General features: G+C 61.3%; 23 protein-coding genes and 1 pseudogene. 9 read left to right on the plus strand and 15 right to left on the minus strand.

Annotated elements, in window-relative coordinates:
* Positions 1-16: 16 nt before the first annotated feature.
* A complete protein-coding gene (locus tag ACYZTU_RS17600; protein WP_461964510.1) occupies positions 17-2128 on the minus strand; it encodes a hybrid sensor histidine kinase/response regulator in 2112 nt (703 codons plus the stop codon).
* 140 nt (positions 2129-2268) lie between these two features.
* Positions 2269-2958, minus strand: a complete 690-nt coding sequence (locus ACYZTU_RS17605) for a GntR family transcriptional regulator (RefSeq protein WP_461964511.1) — start codon at positions 2956-2958, stop codon at positions 2269-2271.
* Between the two features lie 141 nt (positions 2959-3099).
* On the opposite strand from ACYZTU_RS17605, the gene ACYZTU_RS17610 reads away from it, so the two are divergent.
* The 7 genes from ACYZTU_RS17610 (at position 3100) to ACYZTU_RS17640 (ending at position 10485) form a co-directional block, all read left to right on the plus strand.
* Positions 3100-4185 (plus strand): ABC transporter ATP-binding protein, encoded by a 1086-nt coding sequence (locus ACYZTU_RS17610; RefSeq protein WP_461964513.1) that lies wholly within the window; start codon positions 3100-3102, stop codon positions 4183-4185.
* 1 nt (position 4186) lies between these two features.
* A complete protein-coding gene (locus ACYZTU_RS17615) occupies positions 4187-5104 on the plus strand; it encodes an ABC transporter permease (RefSeq protein WP_449643531.1) in 918 nt (305 codons plus the stop codon).
* Positions 5101-5889 (plus strand): ABC transporter permease, encoded by a 789-nt coding sequence (locus tag ACYZTU_RS17620; protein ID WP_461964514.1) that lies wholly within the window; start codon positions 5101-5103, stop codon positions 5887-5889. The genes ACYZTU_RS17615 and ACYZTU_RS17620 overlap by 4 nt, the downstream gene beginning before the upstream one ends.
* Before the next feature lie 32 nt (positions 5890-5921).
* Positions 5922-6974 (plus strand): extracellular solute-binding protein, encoded by a 1053-nt coding sequence (locus ACYZTU_RS17625; protein WP_461971080.1) that lies wholly within the window; start codon positions 5922-5924, stop codon positions 6972-6974.
* A gap of 155 nt (positions 6975-7129) precedes the next feature.
* Positions 7130-8326 carry an amidohydrolase family protein gene (locus tag ACYZTU_RS17630; RefSeq protein ID WP_461964515.1) on the plus strand — a complete coding sequence of 399 codons (1197 nt, stop codon included), beginning with the start codon at positions 7130-7132 and terminating at the stop codon, positions 8324-8326.
* Positions 8323-9810: an amidohydrolase family protein gene (locus ACYZTU_RS17635; protein WP_461964516.1), complete on the plus strand. Its 1488-nt coding sequence runs from the start codon at positions 8323-8325 to the stop codon at positions 9808-9810. Before ACYZTU_RS17630 ends, ACYZTU_RS17635 begins: the two co-directional genes overlap by 4 nt.
* 12 nt (positions 9811-9822) lie before the next feature.
* Positions 9823-10485: a flavin reductase family protein gene (locus ACYZTU_RS17640; RefSeq protein WP_461964517.1), complete on the plus strand. Its 663-nt coding sequence runs from the start codon at positions 9823-9825 to the stop codon at positions 10483-10485.
* A gap of 40 nt (positions 10486-10525) precedes the next feature.
* Here the strand turns inward: ACYZTU_RS17640 and ACYZTU_RS17645 are convergent, their stop codons facing one another.
* From ACYZTU_RS17645 to ACYZTU_RS17680, 8 genes are all read right to left on the minus strand, one after another.
* Positions 10526-11185: a DUF799 domain-containing protein gene (locus ACYZTU_RS17645; RefSeq protein ID WP_347806245.1), complete on the minus strand. Its 660-nt coding sequence runs from the start codon at positions 11183-11185 to the stop codon at positions 10526-10528.
* Positions 11182-11556: a DUF4810 domain-containing protein gene (locus ACYZTU_RS17650; protein WP_461964518.1), complete on the minus strand. Its 375-nt coding sequence runs from the start codon at positions 11554-11556 to the stop codon at positions 11182-11184. Before ACYZTU_RS17650 ends, ACYZTU_RS17645 begins: the two co-directional genes overlap by 4 nt.
* Before the next feature lie 30 nt (positions 11557-11586).
* Complete coding sequence (locus ACYZTU_RS17655; RefSeq protein WP_461964519.1) at positions 11587-12267, minus strand: CsgG/HfaB family protein; 681 nt, start codon at positions 12265-12267, stop codon at positions 11587-11589.
* 231 nt (positions 12268-12498) lie between these two features.
* A complete protein-coding gene (locus tag ACYZTU_RS17660; RefSeq protein ID WP_461964520.1) occupies positions 12499-15576 on the minus strand; it encodes an error-prone DNA polymerase in 3078 nt (1025 codons plus the stop codon).
* Positions 15573-16988, minus strand: coding sequence for a Y-family DNA polymerase (locus tag ACYZTU_RS17665; protein ID WP_461964521.1), 1416 nt, complete (start codon positions 16986-16988; stop codon positions 15573-15575). Before ACYZTU_RS17665 ends, ACYZTU_RS17660 begins: the two co-directional genes overlap by 4 nt.
* Positions 16989-16995: 7 nt before the next feature.
* Positions 16996-17613: a translesion DNA synthesis-associated protein ImuA gene (gene imuA, locus ACYZTU_RS17670; protein WP_461964522.1), complete on the minus strand. Its 618-nt coding sequence runs from the start codon at positions 17611-17613 to the stop codon at positions 16996-16998.
* Positions 17613-18230: a transcriptional repressor LexA gene (gene lexA, locus ACYZTU_RS17675; RefSeq protein WP_282375996.1), complete on the minus strand. Its 618-nt coding sequence runs from the start codon at positions 18228-18230 to the stop codon at positions 17613-17615. The genes imuA and lexA overlap by 1 nt, the downstream gene beginning before the upstream one ends.
* 146 nt (positions 18231-18376) lie before the next feature.
* Positions 18377-19318, minus strand: coding sequence for a LysR family transcriptional regulator (locus ACYZTU_RS17680; protein WP_461964523.1), 942 nt, complete (start codon positions 19316-19318; stop codon positions 18377-18379).
* A gap of 103 nt (positions 19319-19421) precedes the next feature.
* Between ACYZTU_RS17680 and ACYZTU_RS17685 the strand changes: the two genes are divergently transcribed.
* Together ACYZTU_RS17685 and ACYZTU_RS17690 are read left to right on the plus strand one after the other, a co-directional pair.
* Complete coding sequence (locus tag ACYZTU_RS17685; RefSeq protein WP_461964524.1) at positions 19422-21164, plus strand: amidohydrolase; 1743 nt, start codon at positions 19422-19424, stop codon at positions 21162-21164.
* A 105-nt stretch (positions 21165-21269) separates the two neighbouring features.
* Complete coding sequence (locus ACYZTU_RS17690; protein WP_461964525.1) at positions 21270-22007, plus strand: TorF family putative porin; 738 nt, start codon at positions 21270-21272, stop codon at positions 22005-22007.
* Here the strand turns inward: ACYZTU_RS17690 and ACYZTU_RS17695 are convergent.
* From ACYZTU_RS17695 to ACYZTU_RS17715, 5 genes and pseudogenes are all read right to left on the minus strand, one after another.
* On the minus strand, positions 21991-22320 hold the full coding sequence (locus ACYZTU_RS17695; RefSeq protein ID WP_461964526.1) for a DUF971 domain-containing protein: 330 nt from the start codon (positions 22318-22320) through the stop codon (positions 21991-21993). The two genes, ACYZTU_RS17690 and ACYZTU_RS17695, sit on opposite strands and share 17 nt — an antisense overlap.
* Positions 22317-23279 carry a HEAT repeat domain-containing protein gene (locus tag ACYZTU_RS17700; protein WP_461964527.1) on the minus strand — a complete coding sequence of 321 codons (963 nt, stop codon included), beginning with the start codon at positions 23277-23279 and terminating at the stop codon, positions 22317-22319. The genes ACYZTU_RS17695 and ACYZTU_RS17700 overlap by 4 nt, the downstream gene beginning before the upstream one ends.
* Positions 23276-24124, minus strand: coding sequence for an ABC transporter ATP-binding protein (locus ACYZTU_RS17705; RefSeq protein WP_461964528.1), 849 nt, complete (start codon positions 24122-24124; stop codon positions 23276-23278). Before ACYZTU_RS17705 ends, ACYZTU_RS17700 begins: the two co-directional genes overlap by 4 nt.
* Positions 24124-24897, minus strand: coding sequence for an ABC transporter permease (locus ACYZTU_RS17710; protein WP_461964529.1), 774 nt, complete (start codon positions 24895-24897; stop codon positions 24124-24126). Before ACYZTU_RS17710 ends, ACYZTU_RS17705 begins: the two co-directional genes overlap by 1 nt.
* A gap of 128 nt (positions 24898-25025) precedes the next feature.
* Positions 25026-26054 (minus strand): annotated as a pseudogene (locus tag ACYZTU_RS17715) (ABC transporter substrate-binding protein); the annotation flags it as partial.
* Positions 26055-26091 lie beyond the last annotated feature (37 nt).

A 26091-nucleotide genomic window follows, 5' to 3' on the forward strand; every position in this document is an offset into this window, starting at 1 on the left:
CACCGACCCAATGTGGTCAGCCGTTGAGCACCGTGCGGACCATCTGTGTGAGCGACTCGGGACCATAGGGTTTGCTCAGCAGCCAGGTGTCGGGGCTGAGTTGGTGATTGCGCGAAATAATGTCACGGGTGTGGCCCGAGGTGAACAGCACGGCCACCGGCGGCGTCTGCACCTTGGCCCAGGCGGCCAGGTCCGAGCTTTTTATCAGGCCGGGCATGACCACGTCGGTGAAAATCAGGTCCACCGCCGCGCCCTCCAGCAACATCTGCATGGCGGCGTCACCGTTGGCAGCCGTCAGGACTTGATAACCTTCTTCGCTCAGTAATTCCACCGCGGCGCTGCGCACCGCCTCGTTGTCCTCGACCACCAGAATGGTTTCGTGTCCGCCTCGTTGTTGCGGATCTTGAAGTGTCGTTTCGCTCTGCATCGGACGTAGGCTGCGAGGGAAATACAGCTGCACCCGAGTACCCTGCCCGACCACGCTGCAAATCTCGATATGCCCGCCACTCTGCTTGACGAAACCGAACACCATGCTCAGTCCCAGCCCCGTGCCCTGGCCGTCGGACTTGGTGGTAAAAAACGGTTCGAAAGCCTGTGCGAGTACCTGCGGCGACATGCCGACACCCGTGTCAGCCACCGCTACACAGACATAGTCACCGGCGACGATGCCCTTGCCTGCACAAAACTTGCTATCAAGGGCGATGTTCTCAGCGATCAGGTCAATGGTCCCCTCGCCTTTCATGGCGTCTCGGGCATTGATCGCCAGATTGAGAATGGCGTTTTCCAGTTGATTGCAGTCCACGTAGATGTGCCAAAGGGCTTCAGCCGCGCAGAAATTGATCTGGAGAGTTTCCCCCAGCGCCCGCTGCAACAATTCCCCAAGTCCGTCAAAGACCTGCCGCAGATCGCAGACTTCTGGTGACAAGGGCTGACGACGGGCGAACGCGAGCAATTGCGAAGACAGTTTGGCGCCGCGCTCGACCGCGGCAATCGACGCACTGACCCGGCGCTGCACGTTGGCGTTGTCCGGCTCATGCCGCGCCAGCAAGTGCAGGTTGCCGGCGATCACCTGCAAGAGGTTGTTGAAGTCATGGGCCACGCCGCCGGTGAGGCCGCCGATGGCTTCGAGTTTCTGGGATTGACGCAGTTGTTCTTCAGCGGCCAGCCGCGCTTCGACTTCGTCGGCAACGCGTTGCTCCAGGTTGCGGGTGAACTTAAGCAAGGATTCTTCGGCGGTCTTGCGTTCGTGGATGTCGATCAACACCCCGGGAAAACGGAACGGTTCGCCCTGTTTATTGAACTCGCAGCCACCACTCGCTTGCACCCACAGATAACTGCCACCAGGGCGCTGGACCCGATACTCGGCGTTAAAGGGTTCGCCGGTTTCCACTGATTGATTGATCTGTTCCTGCACCCAGCTGCGGTCATCGGGATGGATCTGTGCTTCGGCGATATCCGTTGGCAGGTCGGTCAGGTTTTGCTCGGGCGGGTAAGAAAAGGTGCGGGCGAAACGCTCATCGCCGGAGAGCACATTACCCTTGATGTCCCAGACGAACGAGCCGAGCAAAGCCCCGGCATTGAGCGCCAGGCGCACCCGTTCGTTGTCGGCGTGATAGGCGTCCTCGGCGGCCTGACGACGGCGTTCGGAGATCACATGCTCGGTGGTCTCGACCACCATCGCCATGACCCCGGCCGGTTTCCCGCCATCATCAGCCACCGGGCTGTAATAGAGGTCCAGCCAGACGTCTTCGGGTATGCCGTCCCTTAAAAGCACAAACTCTTTATTGCGATAGGACAATGTGCCGCCGGCCAGGCAAGTGTCGACCACATGTCGATTGAATTCGGCGACTTCCGGCCAGCCCAGTTCCACCGGGGAGCCCAACAGGTAAGGATGTCGGCCACCGGCAAACGTCGAGTACGCATCGTTATAGATCATGTAACCCGCACGACCCCACAGCATCACCATCGGCAGTGGGGACGCGAGCATCAACTGCACCGCGCTGCACAGGCTTGCGGGCCAGGTGTCCATGCTCCCCAGCTCGGTCACGCGCCAGTCGAACGCGCGTATACGCCCGGCCATTTCTCCGTTCCAGCCGGCACACCCGTGGCTATCGTCTAGAAACTGCATCGACTGATTCTATATCCCTGTAGATGAGCTGGCTTGAGGGATCGCAACGGCATGAGGACGGTGCGTGCCCGTTTGTTTCGAGCTTCACCGGTGCCAATGGTTTCATTAGAGGTATAGCTGATTTTGTATCTGCGAAGTCCTCACACCTCGATCAGGTGCTTGAGCGGGTGGTAGCCGGTTTTCAACGTGGCGGCGACGTCGAGAATCGCTTTCTCAATGCCATTCAAATGCATGCAAGTCAGTTCGATCGCGGCGCTCTGATTGCCCGCTTCGATAAACTCGATCAGCCGCAAATGTTCATCGTCCCGGCAAGCTTCGTGACTGTCGTCATCCAGTGCGGCGGCGTACAGCGAGGCGCGGGATATCAGCTTGCGGAACCAGTCCAGCAGAACGGGGTTATTCAGGCTTTGCGCGAGTTTGATGTGGAACTCGCCGAGCAGATGAATCAGCCGCTCATGGTCGCCACTGCGGTGCGCTTCATCCTCCAGCAGCAAGTGATCACGCAAGTCCTGGGTCACGGCGGAATCACGCCGGCGGCAGAGTTCGGTGACGATGCCGATCTCGATCAGACGCCTGGTTTCGAACAACGAACGGATTTCTTCATCACTCGGCAACGACACCGACGCGCCTTTGTTGGGTTCGGTGGTGACCAGCCCGTCGGCCTCCAACTGTTTGAGTGCAGCACGAACCGACGTCCGGCTGACATTAAAAAGTTCGGCCAATGACGCTTCGCCAAGCTTCATGCCGGGACGCAATGAACGTTTGCTGATTGCCTCGTAAACCCCTTGGTAGACGCGGTCGACCGTGGTCTCGAGCTTTTTCTCGGTCATCTGAACACTCCTTTAGTGCGAAACAACCGACCCCTGGCGATGAGCAGCCATTGAAAAAAGGGGGTTGCACGAACAGATTAATCCGGGTATTTCTAAATTGCATCCAGATATTGCATACAATAATTAGAGGAATGCACCATTATGGGTCGTCCAGTCGCAATCGAAGTGCGTAATGTATCTAAACGGTATTCCGACGATCCGGGGCTGGCTCCAGCCCTCGACAACGTTTCAGTCGACATTACCGACAACGAATTCTTCACCCTGCTCGGCCCTTCCGGCTGCGGTAAAACTACCTTGTTACGCACCATCGCCGGTTTCGAACAGGTCAGCGAGGGCGAAATTCGTCTGGCCGGCGAACCGGTCAATGACTTGCCGCCGTTCAAGCGCCGGGTCAACACAGTGTTCCAGAGCTACGCGCTGTTTCCGCACATGAGTGTCGCGCAGAATATCGCCTTCGGCCTCGAGATGCAGGGTCTTGATCGCAAGCTCATCGCGCAACGGGTCAATGAGATGCTGGCGCTGGTACAAATGCAACACCTGGCCAAGCGCACACCGGCCGAGTTGTCCGGTGGCCAGCAGCAGCGCGTGGCGCTGGCTCGGGCGCTGGCGCCGAAACCCAAAGTGCTGTTGCTGGATGAACCGCTGTCGGCGCTGGACCTCAAGCTGCGCAAGGAAATGCAGGTGGAACTCAAGCGCGTGCAGAAGGAAGCCGGGATCACGTTCATCTTCGTGACCCACGATCAGGAAGAAGCCCTGACGCTCTCCGATCGCATTGCCGTGATGTCCGCCGGCAAGATCCTGCAGATCGGTACGCCCAACGACATTTACGAACGCCCGCAGCATCAGTTTGTCGCCCAGTTCATCGGCGACATCAACTTTCTCCCCGGCCATCTCAAGCGCGGTCAGCAGAACGAAAAGCTCTTCGTGCCCAATGGCATGCCGGTGGAAATCCCCTGTCCGGCTCAAGGCTTCGACGGCGCGGCCGTGCAATTGGCCTTCCGCCCGGAGCGTTCGCAACTGGTCGACCCTACGCAACCGCATCACCTGCGCGGCGTGATTGAAGCGGTGTTGTATGTCGGCACCGCGACCCTTTACCAATGCCGCTTGAACAACGACATCAAAGTCATGCTGCGCGAGAACAACGAAGGCCTGAACCGCGGCCGGGTGGTCGGTGATCGCGTCGCGGTCAACCTGCCGCCCCACGCCTGCCTGTTGATGGAGGCCTGAGATGAGCGTCAGCAGCACTTCTCCCGCCCTTAACCGTGCGCTGTTGCTCAGCCCGGTGGTTTTGACTTTGCTGGCGCTGATTGCCATTCCGCTCGGCATCATGGGCTACATCAGCCTGCTGCCCCGCAACGTTTACGGTGGCGTCGACTGGCAGGCCGACTGGCAATTGCAAAGCTACGTGCAACTGTTTTTTCAGGAAGGTTTCGACGGTGAACTGGAGCTGAACTGGGTCTACGCCCAGGCATTGTTGCGTTCGGTGTTCCAGGCCGGTGGCACGACTCTGTTGTGCTTCCTTTTCGGTTTCCCGGTGGCGTTGTGGATGTCGAGCCTGACACCGCGTCGACGCAACCTCATGGTCTTGCTGATCACCATTCCGTTCTGGACCAACCTGCTGATCCGCAACTACGCGTGGCTGATCATCCTGCGCGAGCACGGCTGGGTTGCTCAGAGCCTCAACGCGCTGTTCCCGCAGGCGGGCGGCATCACCCTGCTCTACAACGACTTCGCCGTCAGCGTCGGGCTGGTTTACAGCTTCCTGCCGTTCATGATTCTGCCGATCTACTCGACCCTGGAAAAACTCGACTGGCGTCTGGTGGAAGCCGCTTACGACCTTGGCGCCAATCGCTGGCACGCGTTGCGGCGGATCATTCTGCCGCTGTCGATGCCCGGCGTGATTGCCGGTGCGCTGCTGGTGTTCGTGCCGAGCCTCGGCGCCTTCATCACCCCGGCGATTCTCGGCGGAGGCAAGACGCTGATGATCGGCAACCTGATCCAGCAACAGTTCGGCACCGCGCGCAACTGGCCGCTGGGCAGTTCGTTGTCGTTCCTGCTGCTGGGGATTCTGCTGCTGTCCCTGGTGCTTTACGCCCTCTATAGCCGCAAGGCCGCCAAGAACCTGCGTCGGGGAGCCACCGCATGATCGCCCTGCACCTGAAAAAACTGCCACTGACCCGTGAATTCAGCCTGTTGATCCTGGCCTACCTGTACGTGCCGATCTTTGTGCTGATCGCCTACAGCTTCAACGCCAACCGCTCGGCAACGGTGTGGACCGAGTTCTCCTTCGCCTGGTACGGACGGATTCTGGCGAACCCGTCGATCCAGACCGCCGCGTTGAATTCGATCATCGTCGCCAGCATCGCCACGGTCTGCGCCACGGCCATTGCGTTGCTCGCAGCGCTGGCGACCTATCGGCCGTTTTACGGACAGAAGATGGTCGAGGGCGGGATCAACCTGCCACTGATCCTGCCGGAGATCGTCACCGCCGTGGCCACCCTGCTGCTGTTCATGGCGCTGGGGATCAAGCTCGGTTTGCTGACGGTGATTGTCGCGCACATCGGCTTCTGCATTCCCTTCGCGTACCTGCCGATCCGCGCGCGGCTCAATGACCTGGACAAGAGCTTGCTGGAGGCGGCGAACGATTTGTACGCCAACCCGTGGCAGGTGTTTCGCCGGGTCACCTTGCCGCTGCTGTGGCCGGCGGTATTGTCCGGGTCGGTGTTGGCGTTCGTGGTCAGCCTCGACGACTTCATCATGACCTTCTTCGTCGCCGGCCCCGGTTCGACAACGTTACCGGTGTACATCTTCTCGGCGATCAAGTCCGGTGTCACGCCGGAGATCAACGCGATCTCGACCCTGATGCTGGTGATTTCCATCGTGCTGGTGGTGCTGGCCTTCTGGCTGGGACAGCGCGGCAAAAACCAATGAGTCTGGAGCCTGCTGTTATGAATAGAAAGCCTATGAAACTGAAAAGCATGCGTTACGGCGTCGCCGGTCTGGCCCTCAGTTGCTTCACCGTTTTCACCGCACAGGCCGCCGAGCCCAAGCAATTGTTCTTCTACAACTGGACCGACTACTACCCGGTGGAGCTGCTGGCCAAGTTCGAAAAGGAGACCGGGATCAAGGTCACCATGGACGGCTACGACAGCAATGAAACCTTGCTGGCCAAGTTACAGGCCGGTGGCGCGGCGTACGACGTGATCGTACCGTCGCAGTCGATCATGCGCACGTTGATCAACCAGGACCTGCTGCTGGAAATCGACGCGGCGTCCCTGCCCAACTTCCAGTACGTCAAACCGGCGTTCCGCAACCCAAGTTTCGACCCGGGCCGCAAATTCTCCGCACCGTACCTGTGGGGCACCACCGGGTTTTCCTATGACAGTGCCCGGGTGCCCGGCGGCAGGCTGGACGATTCGTGGAAAGAATTCTTTGAACCGCGCAAGGAACTCAAAGGCCAACTTGCCGCTCTCGACACCTCCAGCAGTGTGATCAACGCGGCCAGTCATTACCTGAACGTCGACGAATGCAGCGAAAACCCGCAGGACGCCAAGCGCATTCTGGAGCTGCTGCAAAAACAGAAACCGCACTTGAAGATGTACAGCTCGGACAACACCGTCGACCGCATGGCTTCCGGTGAGGTGATCATGATGCAGAACTGGAACGGCTCTACCGCCCGGGCCACGTTGCAAAAAAGCACCATCAAGTACGTGTACCCGCGCGAAGGCCTGGCCATGTTCCAGGACAACTTCGCCGTGCCGAAAAGCGCCCCGCACCCTGGCAACGCGAAGATCTTCATCGACTGGATGATGAAACCGGAAAACGCCGCCGCCGTGTCCAACGCCATCGCCTACGACAACGGCATCCAGAGCGACAAGCTGATCGACGCCAAATGGCGGGTCATGGACGCCATCAACATGCCCGACGAGTTCGCCTCGCGCCTGCGCCCGGAAAAAGAGTGCAGCAACAAGGCGCGGGAGCTACAGGACCGCATCTGGTCGAAGCTCAAGGGTTGATTGACTGGCTTGAGACCGAGTCGCGGCCTTCGCGGGCAAGCCTCGCTCCTACGGGATTCGGGTTGAATCACAACGTTGTGATCGACAACGAACTGTAGGAGCGAGGCTTGCCCGCGAAGAGGCCAGCGAATACACCACCCAATTTGAGGTTTGATATGACCCAACCCCGCTGGCTGCGCAATGTGCGGCCCTACGGTTCAACCGCCGAAGACCTGCTGATCGAAAACGGCCTGTTCAAGGATCGTCGCCCGGCCTCCAGCACTCCGCTGGCCGCCACCGACATCGACGGCCAAAACCAGCTCCTCACCTCTGCCCTGGTTGAAAGCCACATCCACCTGGACAAAACCCTCTGGGGCCAACCCTGGCGTGCCAACAGCGCCGGGCCGACGCTCAAGGATTACATTGCCAACGAGCGCCGCGTGCTGCGTGAAGTCGACGCACCCATCGCTCAACGCGCCGGCGCACTGCTGGAAAACTGCATCGCCCGTGGCTCGCTGACGATGCGTTGTCACGTCGATATCGACCCGGAATTCGGCCTGCGCCATGTCGAGGCCATGCAGCAACTGCGCGAAAGGTACCGCGACCTGATCGATATGCAACTGGTGGTGTTCCCGCAAACCGGCCTGATCAGCCGCCCCGGCACCGCCGAACTGATGCGCGAAGCCATGGCCCTGGGCGTTGAAAACGTCGGTGGCCTCGACCCTTGCGGCATCGACAACGACCCGATCGCGCAGCTCGACTTCGTGTTCAAACTGGCCAGCGAATTCGAGCGTGGCGTCGACATTCACCTGCACGACAAGGGAGAACTGGGCCTGTGGCAGATCGCGCGGATCGCCGATTACACCGAGCGCTTCGGGTGTCAGGGTCGGGTGATGATCAGCCACGCCTACTGCCTTGGGATGTTGCCGTGGAGCCAGGTTAAACCGGTGGCCGAGCGTCTGGCGGCGCTGAACATCTCGTTGATGAGCTCGGCGCCGGCCGATTGTGCGGTGCCGCCGTTCCTCGCCCTGCGCGAGGCCGGGGTGAATGTCTGTCTGGGTTCGGACGGCATTCGCGATGCCTGGTCGCCCATGGGTAACGGCGACATGCTGGAACGGGCGATGCTGCTGGCATTTCGTTTCGACTTGAACAAGGACGATGAACTAGCGGCGGCGTTCGAAGCGGCAACGGTAAATGGCGCTCGGGCGTTGGGTTGTGAAGGGTATGGGGTGGAGATCGGCCAGCCGGCGGACTTTTTGCTGATGCCGGTGCAGACGCTGGGCGAGGCCGTGGTGTCGCGGCCGGTGCGGCAGGTTTATCGCGGCGGCGAGCTGATCGCTTCCGGCGGCCAACTGCTGGACAGTCGCTTGTGAAACGGATTGCTTTGAAAGCCAGCTGCGTGGTCGGGTTCGACGGCACACAGCATGTGCTGTGGCGCGACGGCGAAGTGGTGTTCGAAGGTTCGCACATCGTGTTTGTCGGGCGTGATTATCCGGGCCCGGTGGATCAGTGGATTGATTACGGCAACGCGTTGATCGGTCCGGGTTTTATCGATCTGGATGCGCTCGGGGATCTTGATTCGACGGTGCTGACGCTGGACAACGGCGATGAACGCGACATGGGTCGGATGTGGTCCGAGGACTATCTGGCGAGCGGTCCGCGGGAGAGTTACACCGCGGATGAAGAAGTCTTCAAATACCGCTATGCCTTCACACAGTTGATCCGCAACGGCATCACCACTGCCATGCCGATCACCTCGATGTACTACCGCGAGTGGGCCGAGACTTACGACGAGTTTTCTGCAGTGGCCGGTGTCGCTGCCGAGTTGGGGCTGCGAACTTACCTCGGTCCCTGCTACATGAGCGGCATGAGTTACTGGCGCGCCGATGGAACCCTCGGGCATCACTGGGATGAAGCGCGAGGAATGACCGGGCTCGACGCGGCTGTTCAGTTTTTCCATGATTTCGACGGTGCTCACGAGGGTTTGATTCGCGGCGCGCTACTGCCGGACCGCATCCAGACCTGCACCCCGGCCCTGCTGCAACGCACCGCTGCGTTGAGTCGGGAACTGAACGCGCCGATGCGTTTGCATTGCTGCCAAGGGCTCGGTGAAGTGGCGATGGTCGAGCAACTGCGCGGCGTATCGCCCCTGACCTGGTTGCAGCAACTGGACCTGTTGACCCCGCGCAGTCTGTTGCCCCACGGCATCTACACCTCTGGTGATGACGATCTGCAGCGCGTGGTGGATGGCGGCGCGAGTCTGGTGCATTGCCCAGTGGTGTTTGCCCGTGACGGCGAGGCGCTGAACTCCTTCGGTCGCTATCGGGCCAAGGGCATCAACTTCGCCTTGGGCACCGACACTTGGCCGGCGGACCTGCTGGAGAACATGCGCCAGGGTCTGAACATCGCGCGATTGATGGAGGGCGATGGTTCTTTGACCAGTACGTTGGACTTTTACAACGCCGCCACGCTCGGTGGCGCCAAAGCCTTGGGTCGAGATGATCTCGGCCGTTTGGCGCCGGGCGCCAAGGCTGACATCACGGTGTTCAACCTTCGCGGTCTGCACCTGGGGCCACTGTTCGAACCACTGAAAAACCTGGTGCTGGCCGGGCGCGGTGACGATTGCATCGCCAGCTACATCGACGGCCGCTGCGTCATGCAAAACGGTCAGGTTCAAGGCGTCGACTACCCCGCCCTGCAACGCCAGGCCCAACAACAATTCGAAAAACTGATGCGCAGCCACAGCGACCGGGCCTTCGGCCAACCGGACTGGAAAGGCCTGTTCAAACCGGCCATCCCGTTCGCTGACGACTACAGCGCACATGCGCCGCTGAGCGCGATTGATCCACTTCTTTAGAGAGTTCTGCCCATGCAAAGCTTCGACTTCAGCCAATTGAGTCCGCGAGACAAGTACAAGATTCTGATCGGCAGCGTGGTGCCACGGCCGATTGCCCTGGTCACCACCATCGACGGTGAAGGTCGGATCAACGCCGCGCCCTTCAGCTTCTTCAACGCCCTCTCGGCCGACCCGCCGATCCTCGCGCTAGGCGTGGAAAACTACGGCGACCAAAGCCCCAAGGACACCACTCGCAATATCCAGCTCAACCAGGAATTCACCGTAAACATCGTCAGCGATGCCTTGGTGGAAGCCATGAACGTCTGCGCCGTGCCGTTCGCTCCCGGCTTCGACGAACTGACCGCCGCCGGCCTTACCGCGATTCCCGGCACCACGGTCAAATGCCCACGAATCGGCGAAGCACCGGTGGCTCTGGAATGCCGACGGATGATGGCGCTGTCCATCGGGCAGTCACGGGAGATTATCTTTGGCGAAGTGCTGATGGCCCATGTGCGGGATGAACTGATCGACCCGAAAACGTTGTACATCGATCAGCTCGGGCTTGATGCGATTGGCCGGATGGGTGGGCATGGGTATGCGCGCACGCGCGATTATTTCGATTTGCCGACACGGTCGTTGCAGGCGTGGACGGATGCGCCGGGGGGTGGGGAGCGGTTTTGGCCTGAGGTCAAATGATCGTTCCCACGCAGAGTGGGAACGATCCTGCACAGAGTGTTCAGTCCGTGCCGTATTTCGGCGAACGCGGCCCGTACAGCAACCCCGCCGGTTGGCCGGCCGACAGCAGCCGAGCGCTGGTCACACCGGCAATCGGGTGACCGGCATCGGTGGAACTGTTGATGATCTGCTTCACCGCTGCGGTGATCAGCATGCCAATCAAACCACCGCCACCGTTGTTACCGCCCTCCTCGCTCGAAGCGCGAGCCGAGCCGGTCCACAGGGTGGTGCCGCTCTTGAGGTCTACCAGTTTCGCGGAGGCGGTCACGACGGTTTCGCTGCTGATGATCATGTAGCGAGTGCCGTAGTCCGTCACGGTGATGTACAGCGCGGCATCGGCACCGAAGATTTCTTGCAGTTTATTGGCCGGTGCCTGATGGATATCCGCCGGCGTGGTCAGGCCATTCTGGCGGAACGTCTCATCGACCAGGGCGATCGGCAGCACGTAGTACCCGGCTTCAGCCAACGGGTACGTGACCTGCGACAACAGGCTGTAGGACGCTTTGACGTCCGGCGAGTTGTTCAGCGGCGGCAGCACCAAAATGGTTTTTGGACGACTTTGCTTGTACGCCGAATAGTCCACGGTCTTGGGGCTGACGCAGCCACCGAGCACGGCCAGAGCCAGTAGCCCGGCCATCAGTTTCAATGAGCGCGCGATCATTGGGTGTCTCCGGTCTTGGCGTTTTTAAGCAGAAAATCCATGTACGGCGTCGACTCGGGAAACAACGTCTTCTCGGTTCTGAATTGCTGCACCATCTGATCGTCCTTGCCCATGCTCAGGTACAACAGGCCCAAGTGAGCGTGGTAACCAGGCGGCGGTGTCCTGCCGGTGGACCTGATTTTCTGCAGGTCACGCTCCAGGGCTTCGGCCTGAGCTTCCTTGGGCTCTTCACCCTTGAAATACTCGTAGACTTCCGGCTGGTAGCTTTCCCACTGGTACAGGGTTTTCGGGCCGGTGTTGCAGCCGGCCAACAGGCCACTGACCAGCAATGTCGACGCTATCAACGCCCACGACATAAAACGCTTGAACATGCTTGTACCGCTCCTTGTCATCAACCTTGATCAGTTGCCCGGTTTCCATGCACCGGAATTCATGCCGTCTACCAGACGATTGATCGCCTCGCGCATGGCCAGGTCGAGCACCTTACCGTTGAGGGTCGAATCGTAGGACGCGGTGCCGCCGAAGCCAATGACTTCGCGGTTGGACAGGGCGTATTCGCCCGCACCCTGAGTCGAATAAACGACTTCCGAGGTGCTGATGTTGACGATGTTCAAGTTGACCTTGGCGTAGGCCACCTGGGTCTTGCCGCGGCCGAGAATGCCGAACAACTGGTGATCGCCGGTCTCTTTGCGGCCGAACTCGGTGACATCACCGGTTACCACAAAGTCAGCACCCTTGAGGCGCTGGGACTGGCCCTTGATCACGGCTTCCTGCTGGATCTCACCCATGTTGTCGCGGTCCAGCACGCTGAAGCGATTGGTTTGCTGCAAATGAGTGATGAGGATGGTCTTGGCCTGACCGCCGAGGCGATCCACACCGTCGGAGAAGATCCCGCGCATGTAGCTCGAACGGTTGTCGAATTTACCCACGGCCATCGGTACACGAACACCAGCCCAGGCTTGGCTGGCGCTTGCGACTTTTTCAACCGGCAATGCTCGGGAGCTTTCGGTCGCACACCCAGCCATCGCGCCCAAGACGGCAATCGCTGCCGCCGATACCAACATCCGAGAGATCATTCTCATTGTGCATTCCTTTTGAAAAACGGTTTATCCCGGCACGGCAATAGCCAGCCACTGAGGGTTGCAGCGGCGAAAAAGCGAGGGGAATCAAATCGACAATCGACGTGCGGGACGTCGGCGGCCGGCATTATGCCAAAGTGCCATCACTGAAGACAGTGTTTAATTTACTTTTGACGTCAACGCATTGGCTGTCGCATCAAATTAACTCTATGGGGGCAAGCCCCTCGCCACAGGTCAGCGGAAATCCCGGCTGCGCACACTGATGCCGTCGAGCAACGGGCTCAAATCGCTCAACCGTCCGGCAATCAAATGCCGCACCTCGCCTTCCTTTTCCCAGCGCCCATCAACCTTGAGCAACTGCGAGCCGACCAATACCTGGCGCTGCCGGTCGGCCAGGTCGCGCCAGACCACCACGTTGACGTTGCCGAACTCATCTTCAAGGGTGACAAAGGTCACGCCACTGGCGGTACCCGGACGCTGCCGACCGGTTACCAGCCCGGCGACGCTGACCGGTCTTCCATGCTCGACATCCAGCAGTTCCTTCGAACTGCGGCAACGGCGGGCCTTCAACTCTGCGCGCAACAACGCCAGCGGATGCGGCCCAAGCGTGGTGCCGACACTGTTGTAATCGGCTAGCAGGTCCTCGCCCACGGTGGGTTTGGGCAACGACACCGCGCCCTCCTCCTGACTCGGCAGACCGGCAAACAAGCCGAGCTGTTTCTGTACACCCGCCACGTCCCAGCGCGCCCGATGACGGTCGCCGGCCAGACCACACAGCGCACCGGCATCGGCCAGTTGCTCCTGGGCGCGGGCATCGAGTCGTGCCCGCTCGCCGAGGTCGGCAATGTCGATAAACGCCCCCTTCGACCTCGCCGTTTCGATGCGCCGGGCATCGTCCTCGCGAAAGCCCTTGATCATCCGCAACCCCATGCGAATCGCCGGCTGGGCACCGGTGATTGGTTCGAGGCTGCAATCCCAGTCACTGGCGCGCACGTCCACCGGGCGAATCTGCAAGTGATGCCGGCGCGCGTCCTGCAGAATCTGGTCCGGGCTGTAAAAACCCATGGGCCAGCTGTTGATCAGCGCACAGGCGAAGGCCGCCGGTTCGTGGCATTTCAACCAGCAACTGGCGTAAGTCAGCAAGGCGAAACTGGCGGCGTGTGACTCGGGAAAACCGTAGCTGCCAAAGCCTTTGATCTGTTCGAAAATCTGCGCGGCAAATTCTGCGGTGTAGCCGTTTTTTTTCATCCCGGCGGCCAGGCGATCCTTGTGCGGTTCGAGCCCTCCGTGGCGTTTCCAGGCAGCCATGGAGCGGCGCAACTGATCGGCCTCGCCGGGGCTGTAGTCGGCGGCGACAATCGCAATCTGCATCACCTGTTCCTGGAACAGCGGCACGCCCAGCGTACGCTTGAGCACGACTTCCAGTGCTGGGGACGGATAGACCTCGGGTTCTTCCTTGTTTCGGCGTCGCAGGTACGGATGCACCATCCCGCCCTGAATCGGCCCCGGACGGACGATCGCCACCTCGATCACCAGGTCATAGAAGGTCCGGGGTTTGAGCCTCGGCAGCATCGACATCTGCGCCCGGGACTCGATCTGGAACACGCCGATGGTGTCCGCACGACCGATCATGTCGTAGGTCTGCGAGTCTTCGGACGGGATCGTCGCCAGGCTCAGGTCCCGATGGCGATGGCGGCGCAACAGATCGAAACAGCGGCGGATCGCACTGAGCATGCCCAACGCCAGAATATCCACCTTGAGCAGCCCGACCGCGTCGAGGTCATCCTTGTCCCACTGAATGATGGTGCGCTCGGCCATGGCGGCGTTTTCCACCGGGACCAGGCTGTCCAGAGGCTGCTCGGAAATCACGAAACCGCCGGGGTGCTGGGACAGGTGTCGGGGGAAACCGATCAGCTGCCCCGTCAGGCTCAGCACCCGGCGCAGTACCGGGCTCTCGGGATCAAACCCACCTTCAAGCAGGCGTTCCACGGGCGGTGTTGCATCACTCCAGTGGCCACAGCAATCGGCCAGGGCGTTGATCTGATCCGGCGGCAACCCCAAGGCCTTGGCCACATCACGCACCGCGCCGGCCGCGTGATACGTGCTGACCACTGCCGTCAGCGCCGCGCGGTTCCGGCCATAACGATGGAACACGTACTGCAAGACTTCTTCGCGACGTTCATGCTCGAAATCCACGTCGATGTCCGGCGGCTCGTTGCGCTCCTTGGAAAGAAAACGCTCGAACAACAGCGTGGTGCGATCCGGATCGATTTCCGTGATCCCCAAGGCAAAGCACACCGCCGAGTTGGCCGCTGAACCACGGCCCTGACACAGGATTTTTTGCTCACGGGCGAATCGCACAATGTCGTGGACCGTCAGGAAATAGCTTTCGTAGCCCAGCTCGGCGATCAACTCCAACTCCTTGTCGATCTGCGTCAGCACCTTGGCCTGCGGGCCTTTTGACCAGCGCCACGCGATGCCCTCTTCGGTCAAATGACGCAGCCAGGACGTGGCTGTCTGGCCTTCCGGCACCAACTCTCGGGGATATTGATAACGCAACTGACCGAGGTCGAAGGTGCAGCGCCGGGCGATGTTCAGCGTTTCGTCGAGCAGTGTTTGCGGATAGATCGATTGCAGCGCATCGAGACTGCGCACATGTCGCTCGCCATTGGGATGAAGACGCAACCCGGCCTCCGCCACCGGCACGTGATGACGGATCGCGGTCATGGTGTCCTGCAAGGCGCGCCGGCCGCGAGCGTGCATGTGCACATCGCCGCTGGCCACTGCCGGGATTCGCAGTTCGCCCGCCAGGGTCAGCAGCGCAGCCAGCCGTCGGGTATCGTCCTGGCCGCGATGTAACTGGACGGCCAGCCACAGGCGTTCGGCGAAGGTCTGCTTCAACCAGTGGCCATTTTCAAAATCATCGAGCGCGTCCGGCACCCACAACGCCAACAGCCCCGGCAGGGGTTCGCTGAAGTCTTCCCGCAGCACTTGATACTGGCCTTTCTGCGTTCGGCGGCGGGCTCGGGTAATCAGTCGGCACAGGGTTTGGTAACCCTCGAGGTTTTCCACCAGCAGCACCAGTTTCGGGCCGTTCTCGATCCGCACTTCGCTGCCGAAGATCAGCGGCAGCTCCACGGATTTGGCCGCTTGCCAGGCGCGGACGATACCGGCCAGGGTGCATTCATCGGTGATTGCCAAGGCCTGATAGCCGTGTTTTTTCGCCCGTTGAAAGAGTTCGAGGGCACTGGAAGCACCGCGCTGAAAACTGAAGTTCGACAGGCAGTGCAGTTCGGCATAGTCGATGCTCATGCGAACCACCCTTGAAGCCACAACGGGCCGTCCTCACCGACCGCACGATAGGCCCAGCCCTGTTGGCCGGAGCGGGTTTCGATCAGGAAGTAATCGCGGCGCACATCGTCACCGTCCCACCACCCGGACTCGATGCGTTCCGGCCCCATCAGGATGCGCGTCGAACCTTCGTGCACCGCCAGCGGTTCAGTCAGCAGCCAGCCCGGTCGTTTCACCGCAGGTAGCCCGCCACAACGCTGACTGTCGACACTGGCCTGCCAAGCGCATTCCGGCCGGTGATCGGCCTGGAACCGCAAACCCTGCACCGCGTCATCTCCCAACCGCGCCCGCAAGCGTTCGCGCAGTTGCTCCCAGGGCAAGGACTGCGGCGGGCGGTCGTCGAACAGCTCCTGATACTGGGGAACGAAGGCCGGCAAGTCTTCGGCGCGCAGACGAAAACCACGCACCGGGGCCTCGACCTGAACCTGTTCCAGCCGCCCTCGGGCCAGTTCAAAGAGCATCGCTGGATCACGTTCGGCGCTGAGCAGGCCGACCTTGATGAGGGTGTCCGGCAACCCGGCATGCTCCAGGTGCAGGTCGAAACGCTGCACGCCGCTGTCCCGCCCGCAAAGAAACGTCGACAGATCGCCGGTCAGCCGGCGTAACGGGAACAGCAGCGCCTGATGGGACTGCACATCGAAGTTGAGCTCGATGCGCACATCGAAGCGGTCCGGCGGCAGGTAGAACGTCAGCGCCAGCCGCCGTAACCCGAGCAAGGTGTCCAGATGCTTGAGCACTTGGGCCTCGAAACGCCGGGCCAGACTATGGCGAGGCAACGCCTGAACCTGACTCAAAGTGCGCAGCCCCATGCGCGACAACGCCGTGGCGACGCTGGTCTCCAGCCCGATCCGGTCGATGGGCAACTGCCCAAGATGATGGTGCAAGGCTTGATCGTCGGGCACCACCAGACCGTCATACGCGTTGGCCAGCACCCGCGCGGCCACCGGGTTGGGCGCGGCAACAATCCGATGGCGAAACCCCAGTTCGCCGAGCTCGGTCCGTAACCGCGCCTCGAATTGCGGCCAGGCGCCGAACAATCCCAGGCTGGACTCGATTTCAAACACCACCGCACGCGGGTAATGCACGCTGACCTGAGCGCTGAAGCGGTAGGCCCATGCCGCCAGAAACTGCTGCCAGTGTTCGATCTCGGCGGCGTCGTATTCGGCCGTGGCAAACCCTTTGCTCAGCGCCTGCGCGGCGGTCATCGACTGGCCGGGACGCAAGCCCAGCGCCCGCGCCGAACCGTTGACCGCCTGCAACACCCGACGCTGGGCCGGGCCGGTCAGCAGCGCCAGCGGCGCATCGGGATCGGAGCGCTGACGGAGTACCGCGTCCAACGCCAATTGCGGGAAAAGAATGCAGACCCAGCGCATGGCAACCTCAATGCCCCACGGGAAAGGCAATCGGCGCCGAGCGCGCCAACCCGCCCCGGCACTTGAGCACTCGCAATTGCGCAGGCCTGGCGTCGATGGCGATGCGCAAAGCGGCTGGCGAAGGGTTGATGGCTTCATTGATCGAGCGATAGGCGAACGCCAGGGTCTGGCCGGTTTCCGCGGCCACCTGCAAGCGGCGCAGCGCCCGGTCATCAGCCTTGTGCGGCCAGCACAACACCGCACCGCAACTGCCCGAGCGCAGGCATTGTTCGGCCGCCCACAGCGCATCGCGCTCGCTGGCCTGGATGATCGACAACTGACGCAGATCGACCCCGGCGTTCTGCCAGGCCTGGGGGTACGGCACGTAAGGCGGCGCCACCAACACGATGCGCTCGCCAGCGGCCGACAACCGCGCCAGCGCCGGCCACACCAGTTGCAATTCACCGACGCCCTGCCCGGCCAAAAGGATTTCGGTCAGCGCCGCTTCCGGCCAACCGCCAATAGGCAACGCCGCATCCAGCGCGGCATGCCCGGTGGGTTGCGGGCTGACGGCCGGTGGCGCAGGCCGGCCCTTCCAGACCTGGCCGCCATTGAACAGCGTATCCAGCGCAACGACGGCGCCCATCACCCTTGCCTCACCAGGCCGCAGAACACCCCTTCGATGGCCAGGTCCTGATCGGCGTCGACGATGATCGGCTTATAGGCCGGGTTGCGCGGCAGCAATCGGACAACGTCGCCGACTCGCTCGAAACGTTTGATGGTGACTTCGCCGTCGAGTCGCGCGACGACGATCTGGCCGTTGACCGCCTCGGGATTGCGGTGCACGCCGACCAGATCGCCGTCGAGAATGCCGTCCTCGATCATCGAGTCGCCCTGGACCCGCAGCATGTAATCCGGCACCCGCGAGAAGATCGACGGGTCGAGCAGCAAGCGGCTGTGAACCTCGGCATCGGCACCGATCGGCGCACCCGCCGCCACCCGACCGAGTACCGGAATGTCCAGCAACTCGGGCCGCGCCGGTTGCCCGAGCAAACGAATGCCCCGGGCCTGATGCGCATTGACCTCGATGAAACCGGCTTCGGTCAGCGCCAGCACATGCTTGCGCGCCACGCTGCGGGAGGCAAAACCGAACGCCTCGCTGATTTCAGCGAGGCTCGGGGACTGACCGTGCTCGGCGATTCGATCGCGGATAAAAGTCAGGATGGCGGTACGGCGGGGAGTTAAAGTCGTCATGGAGTACATTTGTACTCTTTTGCCTTTTTCCTGACAAGGACTTGTAGGAGCTGTCGAGTGAAACGAGGCTGCGATCTTTTGATCTTGCCTTTAAAAATCAAAGTCAAAAGATCGCAGCCTCGTTTCACTCGACAGCTCCTACAGGGGGAGCCAGGTCAGTGACGAGAGTGGCCGGCGTCATCATTCAAGTCACGAGACGCCAGAAAACCTGCGATGTAATCGATGAAAGCCACCACTTTGGCAGTCGCCCGCCGATGGCTCGGGTACACCGCCAGAATGTGCGCGCCGAAGCTGTCCGGATCGATGTCGTAGTCGGCCATCACCCGCACCAGTCGACCGTCGGCCAGATACGCCGCGGCACTCCACAGCGGCGTGTGCAGCAACCCGCGCCCGGCCAGTGCGTTGGCCAGCAGCAGGTCGTAATTGTCGCTGCGCAAACGCGGCGTCTGCGGTTGCGGCAGGCTCAAACGCTGGCCGTCGCGCTCGGCCCACCAGAATTCGCGGCTGAGCAACGGATGGCGATACAGCAACCATTCGTGGTCATCGAGGGTTTGCGGAGTCACCGGCAGCCCCTTGCGCGCCAGATAAGCCGGGCTGCCGCACAACGCCAGACGGTTACTGCCGACGACGCGGGCGATCAACCCCGGCAAGTCGTCATGACCTTCGCGCAACGCCAGGTCGTAGCCACTTTCCAGCAGATTGACGAACTCATCGCACAGGTCGACTTGCAGATTGATCTGCGGGTATTGCTCCAGAAATCCACCACACACCTGATCAAGAAAGGCCTGCCCATAGGCCAGCGGTGCGGTGATTTTCAGACTGCCGCGCAGGCCATGCTGCATTTGCTCGATTTCCTCCCCGGCCTCCTCCAGCCGTTGCAATACCTGACGCGCGGTTTCCAGGTAGAGCCGCCCCACTTCCGTGAGCAGAATCCGTCGGGTACTGCGCTCGAACAGCCGTGCGCCAAGCTCGGCTTCCAGGTGATTGACCGCTTTGGTCAGGGCCGAAGGCGTCTTGCCCAGTTGCTCGGCGGCGCGGCTGAAACTGCCCAATTGCGCCGTGACCACGAACATTTTCAATGCACCCAACTTGTCCATTCTTTTTCCATTCAGGCAAAAACGTTTTTCGTGAGTGAGGCGTTCTGCTTGCCGTGACAAGCCACTAATCTGGCCATCAGACGCAAAAACAAGGAAATACTCAATGAAAAGATTCATCCCCAATCTATTGATGGTGGCAGTGAGTTTTGCCTCGTTGGAAGCCATGGCTGCGACCGATCTGGTGTTGCTGAACGGCAAGATTTTCACCGCCGACCGCAGCCAGCCCAAGGTTCAGGCGTTGGCGGTGCAGGACGGCAAAGTGTTGCAGGTCGGCAGCGATGCGCAGATCAAGGCCTTGATCGAGTCGGGAACCAAAGTCATTGATCTGGACGGCAAGACCCTGATGCCCGGCCTGATCGATAGCCATTCCCACGCGATTTTCGGCGGTCTGGAAATGGCCTCGGCCAACATGGGAGACGAGGTGGTCGACCTCTTAGAGCTGGAAAAACGCCTGCGTGGCTGGCGTGACGACGGCAAGGCGAAACAGGGCGACGTGCTGAGCGTGGCCGGCATGAGTTCCGCTTACTGGGCTCAGGCCGAGGCCTTCGGCAAGACATTCAACACCGGGGAGTGGGCCGAAGTGCCCGTGGTGTTCACCGGCAGCGACCACCACACTGCGTGGGCCAACGACGTCATGCTCAAGCGCGCCGGCATTGATGCGGCGCTGCTGAAAAACCTGCCGGACGCCGAAAAAGACACCATCGGCAAGCGCGCCGATGGCAGCCCCAACGGGTTCCTGGTCGACGCCGGTTGGGATCGCGTCGCGTCAAAAATGCCGGTGCCGAGCGCCGCCGACATGCTCAAGGCCGCGCAAACCGCGGTGCGCTACAACAACAGCCAGGGCATCACCGCGTGGATGGACCCCGCCGCCAACGCCGCCCCCGGCGAGCCGGTATTCGCCCTCACACCCACGGAAAAAACCGTCGGCGTGCTGCCGGTGTACAAGGCGCTATCCGAAACCGGTGGCATGACCGCCCACGTCGCCGCGCTGCTGGTGGCCAATCCGAAAAGCGTCCCGGCCGACCTCGACACCCTGGACAAAGTCCGCCAGCAATTTCAGGGCATCCACAACCTGACCCTGCCCGGCATCAAGATCTTCGCCGACGGCGTAATCGAATACCCGGCGCAGAGTGCGGCGATGATCGATCCCTACACCAACTCGCACAAACAGGGCGAACTGCTGATCGATCCGAAGCATTTCGGTGAACTGGTCAGCGCCATCGATCAGCGCGGCTGGCTGGTGCACATCCACGCCATCGGCGACCGCGCGGTGCGCGAATCGCTGAACGGCATCGCACAGGCGCGCAAGGATCGCCAGAGCGGCGTGACGCATTCGATCACGCACCTGCAAATGGTCAACCCTAAAGAGTTTGCGCGGTTCAAACCGCTCAACGTCATCGCCTCGATGCAACTGTTGTGGGCCAGCGCCGACGAATACACCCTGGACATGATCAAGCCGTATGTCAGCGCACTCGCCTTCCGCTATCAGTACCCGGCACATTCGCTGCTCAAACAGGGCGCGACGGTTGCTGGCGCCAGTGACTGGCCGGTGTCCACGCCCAACCCGTGGAACGCCATGGCCCAGGCCATCACCCGCGACGGGCCGCTGGGCGTGCTGAACGCCGATGAACGCATCGACCGCGAAACGATGTTTTACGCCTACACCCTGAACGCCGCCCGCACCATCGGGTTAGATAAGCAAATCGGTTCGTTGAGCCCCGGCAAGCAAGCCGATTTCATCGTGCTCGACCGTGACGTGTTCAGCGTCGACAACAAAGCCCTGCACGACACCCAAGTGCTGCAAACCTGGTTCGCCGGGCGCGAAGTTTACGCACTGACCCTCTAAGAACAATCACCTGAAACCACTGCCCGACCCCGCGCTCATCGCCGGGGTTCGGCAAGCCTTGCCCAAAAAACTGCCCATAACAATCACAATAACGGGACGCACCCCATGAAAGCTTTCACCCTGTTCGCCCTCGGTTCCTTGAGTTTGCTGCCCTTGAGCAGCCAGGCCCTCCCCTTGAATGACGATTTCGCCGTGCTGGTCGACCTGACCCTGGCCAGCGACTACCGCACCCGCGGCATTTCGCAAACCCAGAACGACCCCGCCGTACAAGCCGGCGTGACCCTGGCCCACAGCACAGGCTTATACCTGGGCGCATGGAGTTCGAACGTCGACTTCGGCGGCGGCCTGAAAACCCGGCAGGAAATCGACTACTACGCCGGTTGGCTCTGGCAAGCCACCGACGCCGTCAGCCTGGACGTCGGCTACCTCAAATATACCTACCCAAAGGAAAGTCAGTTCAACCAGGGCGAGACCTACGCAATCCTCAACGTTTACGGCGTGAAGCTGGCGGCCTATTACTCCGCAGATGCGCCTGGCATCGACAGCAAACAGAGTTCGCTCTACAGCTACGTTGGCTATGAAACCGAGTTGCCTTACGACACAGGCCTGAAACTGCGATACGGCAACATGGATTTCAAGGATCCGCACCTGTACTCGATGTCGGGCCATGCTGAAGACTCGTACCGCGAATGGGAAGTCAAACTGTCCCACGAACTGGCCGGTGTGATGCTGGGCTTGAGTTACATCGACACCGATCTGTCGAAAAGCCAGTGCACCAGCAACTGGGGCTTCGACGATGTGTGCAGCGCCACGGTGGTGGCGAGTATCAGCAAATCCTTCTGACAGCCATTGACCCTGTAGGAGCGAGGCTTGCCCGCGATATAGGTAGTCCGGAGAGATAGGACCAGGGGTAGATTCCGCGCTCGTGGCCATCACTGAAGATCAGTTGCAGGCCGTAGCCTTGAGCGTTGAGTTCGAGGACACGGATACGCTCATCTACGTGCACCGTCAGCCCCTGCAGACGAAACGCCCGGCATTGCGAGCACGGGCATTGGCGGCGCAATTCAGCGTGGTCCAGCAACTGTTCGCGGCCGTCCGGCCAGTTCAACCGCAGCTGTTGTTTGCTCTGGGAATTGCCAATCGCCACCGGGTTCATTGCAGCTGACTCAAAGCAATGCGCACGGCTTTGCGCACTTCTGGATCACCGTCGTCCTGCGCGGCCTGCAAGGGTGCGATGGCGCCTCGATCATTCAACTCTCCGAGCGCCAGGGCGGCTTCCTTGCGCAGGTTGCTGATGCGGTGGCCGAGGGTTTCGATCAACGCATCGAGGGCCGGGATGTAACGCAAACGACCGAGGCTGCGGGTGGCGCGCAAGCGGACTTGCCAGTACGCGTCGCTCAAGGCTTCGACCAATGCCGGGCCGGCGTCAATGTGGCCGACCTTGCCCAGCGTGGTCGCGGCCTCTTCGCGGACTTGCCAGGCTGCATCCTGCAAGGCGTGGCGCAGCGCCGGCAGCACTTGGCCGTCGGAGGCCAGGCCAAGGGCTCCGGTGGCGGCGCGGCGGACTTCGGTGTCCGGGTCGTCACTGGCCAATCGAGCAAGCGCCGGCAAGGCATCGAGCTGCTTGAGCCAGCCGAGTACGCCGACGGCTTCGCGGCGGACACTGGCGTCTTCGTCGGTCAATGCCCCTGACGCGGCAGCGGCGGCATCGGGAAAGCGCAACTCGCGCAAAGCCCGGAAAGCGGCGATGCGCACGTTAATGTCGGCATGCCCGGTCCACGGCAGAATCACCCTGCCCGCCGCCTCGGTCTTGAGCAGGCTGAGGCTTTGCGCGGCGGCAGCTTGCACGGCTTGGGACGGATCGGTCAGCGCCCGACACAGCGCTTCGACCACAGGTGTGTCCTCCCAGGCTTCGAGCAATCGCGCAGCTTCCGCGCGGACTTCTTCGGTCGGGTCTTGCGCCAGTCGATTGACCAGCCACAGCAAACCGTCCGGCTCTTCAAGATCAGCCAGCTCGATCAGCGCGATCCGGCGCACACCGGGATCTTCATCCGTCAGGCGTGGTTGCAGGGCGAGAATGTCGTCGTTATCGGTTACATCGAATAGAGAGGTCATAGGGCAAATCGCGGCAGTTTGTTTTCATGGGGAAGTCCGAGAGGGTTCAGGCGCGGTAACTGCCGACCGTCTTCGTGACGCAGCAACTCGAGGCAATGACGCTTCAAGCGGGAGAACTCGTGGCGGGTGACCAGCTCGGTGGTGCGTGGCCGAGGGAAATCGAGGCGCAGGTCTTCGATGATCCGCCCCGGGCGCGAACTCATGACCAGCAGCCGATCGGCGAGAAACAGCGCTTCATCGATGTCATGGGTGACGAACACCACAGTGGTGCGAATTCGCGTCCAGATGTCCAGCAGCAGCTCCTGCATGTTCAACCGGGTCAACGCGTCGAGGGCGCCGAAGGGTTCGTCCATCAGCAACAGGCGCGGGCGGTTGATCAGCACCCGGGCGATTTCTACCCGTTGCTGCATGCCACCAGAGAGCTGATCGGGCCAGCGTTCGGCAAACCCTTCGAGGCCCACCAGTGCAAGGATTTCGTCGGCAGCTTTGTGGCGTTCGGCTTTGCCGATGCCGCGCATTTTCAGGCCGAAAGCAACGTTGTCGCGCACGGTGCGCCAAGGGAACAGCGTGTGGTGCTGGAACACCATGCCGCGTTGCGGCGATGGGCCCAAGACCTGCGCACCGTCGACTTTCAGCGTGCCGGTTCGCGGCTGCAGATGGCCGGCCAGCGCGCCGAGCAAGGTTGATTTTCCGCAGCCGGACGGTCCGAGAATACACACGAATTGCCCCGGTTCGATCTGGCAATCCAGACCTTGCACGGCTTCGAAGGCTTGCTTATCTTCGCCGAGGACGATGGACAATTGTCGGATATCGATCCGCCCTTCAGGGGTTTGCATGATGCTCATCAGGCTTTTCCTCGTGGTCGATGCCAGGGCGTGAACAACCCGCCCAGCCGTTTGATCAGCCAACTGCTGCCCATCCCCAGCAGGCCAATCAGCAACATGCCGACCACGATGTCGGCGTAGTTCTGGATGGTGTAGGACTCCCAGGTGTAATAGCCGATGCCGTACTGGCCAGAGATCATTTCGGCGGTCACCAGGCAGAACCACGAGGTGCCCATGCCGATTGCAAGGCCGGTAATGATGCTCGGCGCAGCGCCCGGCAGGATCACCTCCAGCAGAATCGCCGGGCGCCCTGCCCCAAGGCTTTTCGCCGAGGCGATCAGCCGTGGGTCGACGCCTTCGACGCCGTGCACGGTGTTGAGCAAAATCGGGAACAGTGCGCCGGTGAAGGTGATGAAGACCATCGACAGCTCTGACGATGGGAACATTAGGATCGCCAGTGGAATCCAGGCGACTGCGGGGATTGGGCGCAGGACTTCCAGCGGTGGTAGCAGCAGATCTTCGGCCCATTTCGAGCGACCGATGGCCAGGCCCAAAGCGATGCCGAAGATCAGCGCCGCGAAATAACCGGCGAAAACCCGGCTGAGGCTGCTGCTCAGGTGTTGCGCGAGCTTGCCGGAGTCGCCGAGGCCGAGGGCTGCTTCGATGACCGCCAGCGGCGTCGGGACGTTGGCGAAGGTGACCAGGCCGAGGTTCCAGTGGTGGCTGGCGGCGAGTTGCCAGAACAGGAGGCAGAGCAGCAGTGAGGCTGCTCTAGGGATCCAGCGTAAAAACATAGGTCACCTCTGATCGTTCCCACGCTCTGCGTGGGAATGCATCCCGTGACGCTCTGCGTCACATTCAAGAGCGGAACGCGGAGCGTCCCTGGCGGCATTCCCACGCAGAGCGTGGGAACGATCTGACTTCAGCGGGTGGCAACGGCCTGGGTCGTGGCGTCGGTGAAGTCGAAGACTTTTCCGCCCTGGGCGGTGGCGAACTGTTGGGCCTGGCCTTTCAGTAAAAACGCACTCAGCCGCCCCTTCGCATCACTGGCAAACCACGCCTGATCCGCCAGCAACTTGATCCCGCTGTCACTCGCCTGGGCATACACCGCGCGGATGTTTTTGCCTTCCTGCTTCAGGCTGGCCAACGCGGTGAACGCCGACTCCGCCGAGGCGTACTGCCGAACCTTCGGTTCACCTCGCACCCAAATCTCCGCCACATGACTGAAGTCGGTAATGGCTTTGCCGCTCAGCGCATCCACCGCCTTGAGCGGCGTCTGCCCGTAGTTGGCCAGTTGCGCCGTGTAATCCAGATTCGAGGCCTTGAACGCGGCGCGGATGTATTGGTCGTCGATGAAGGTATTGAGGTCCAACCCACGATCGGCTTTCTTCAACAGCTTGAGGGTGTCGATGGCGGTCCCGACGGCCTGACGGTATTCCGGCTTCCAGCTCAGGTCGCGGGTTTGCACACCCAGCGGACCGTGGAACAGGTAATTAACCTCGGCATCGACGCCAGTGACCTTGGCAATCAACTCGCTGTATTTCTCCGGTTCTGCTGCGAGCAACTGATTGGCTTCGATGCTCGCCCGCAGGTAAGCCACGACGATTTCCGGGTACTTCTTCGCATAGGCCTGATCCACCAGCGCTCCGTGGAAGGTCGGCGCATTGGCCTGGGCGCCGTCATAGATCTTGCGGGCGAAACCACGGCTGGGGAACAGTTCGGCGAACGGCACGAAGTCGGCGTGGGCATCGATCTTCCCGGCCTGCAACGCAGAGCCGGCGACTTCCGGCGGCTGAGCGATGATGTTCACGTCCTTCAGTGGATCCCAGCCTTGGGCAGCCACGGCCCGCAACAACATGCCGTGGGCCGTCGAGGCAAACGGCACGGAAATGGTTTTGCCCTTGAGCTCCGCCAGCGACTGCACGCTCGATGCGCTCGGCACCACGATGCCGCGCGGTGGGAAACGAGGGGTGTTTGAATCAGGCGTC

The sequence above is a fragment of the Pseudomonas sp. HLT2-19-2 genome, assembly GCF_054898005.1.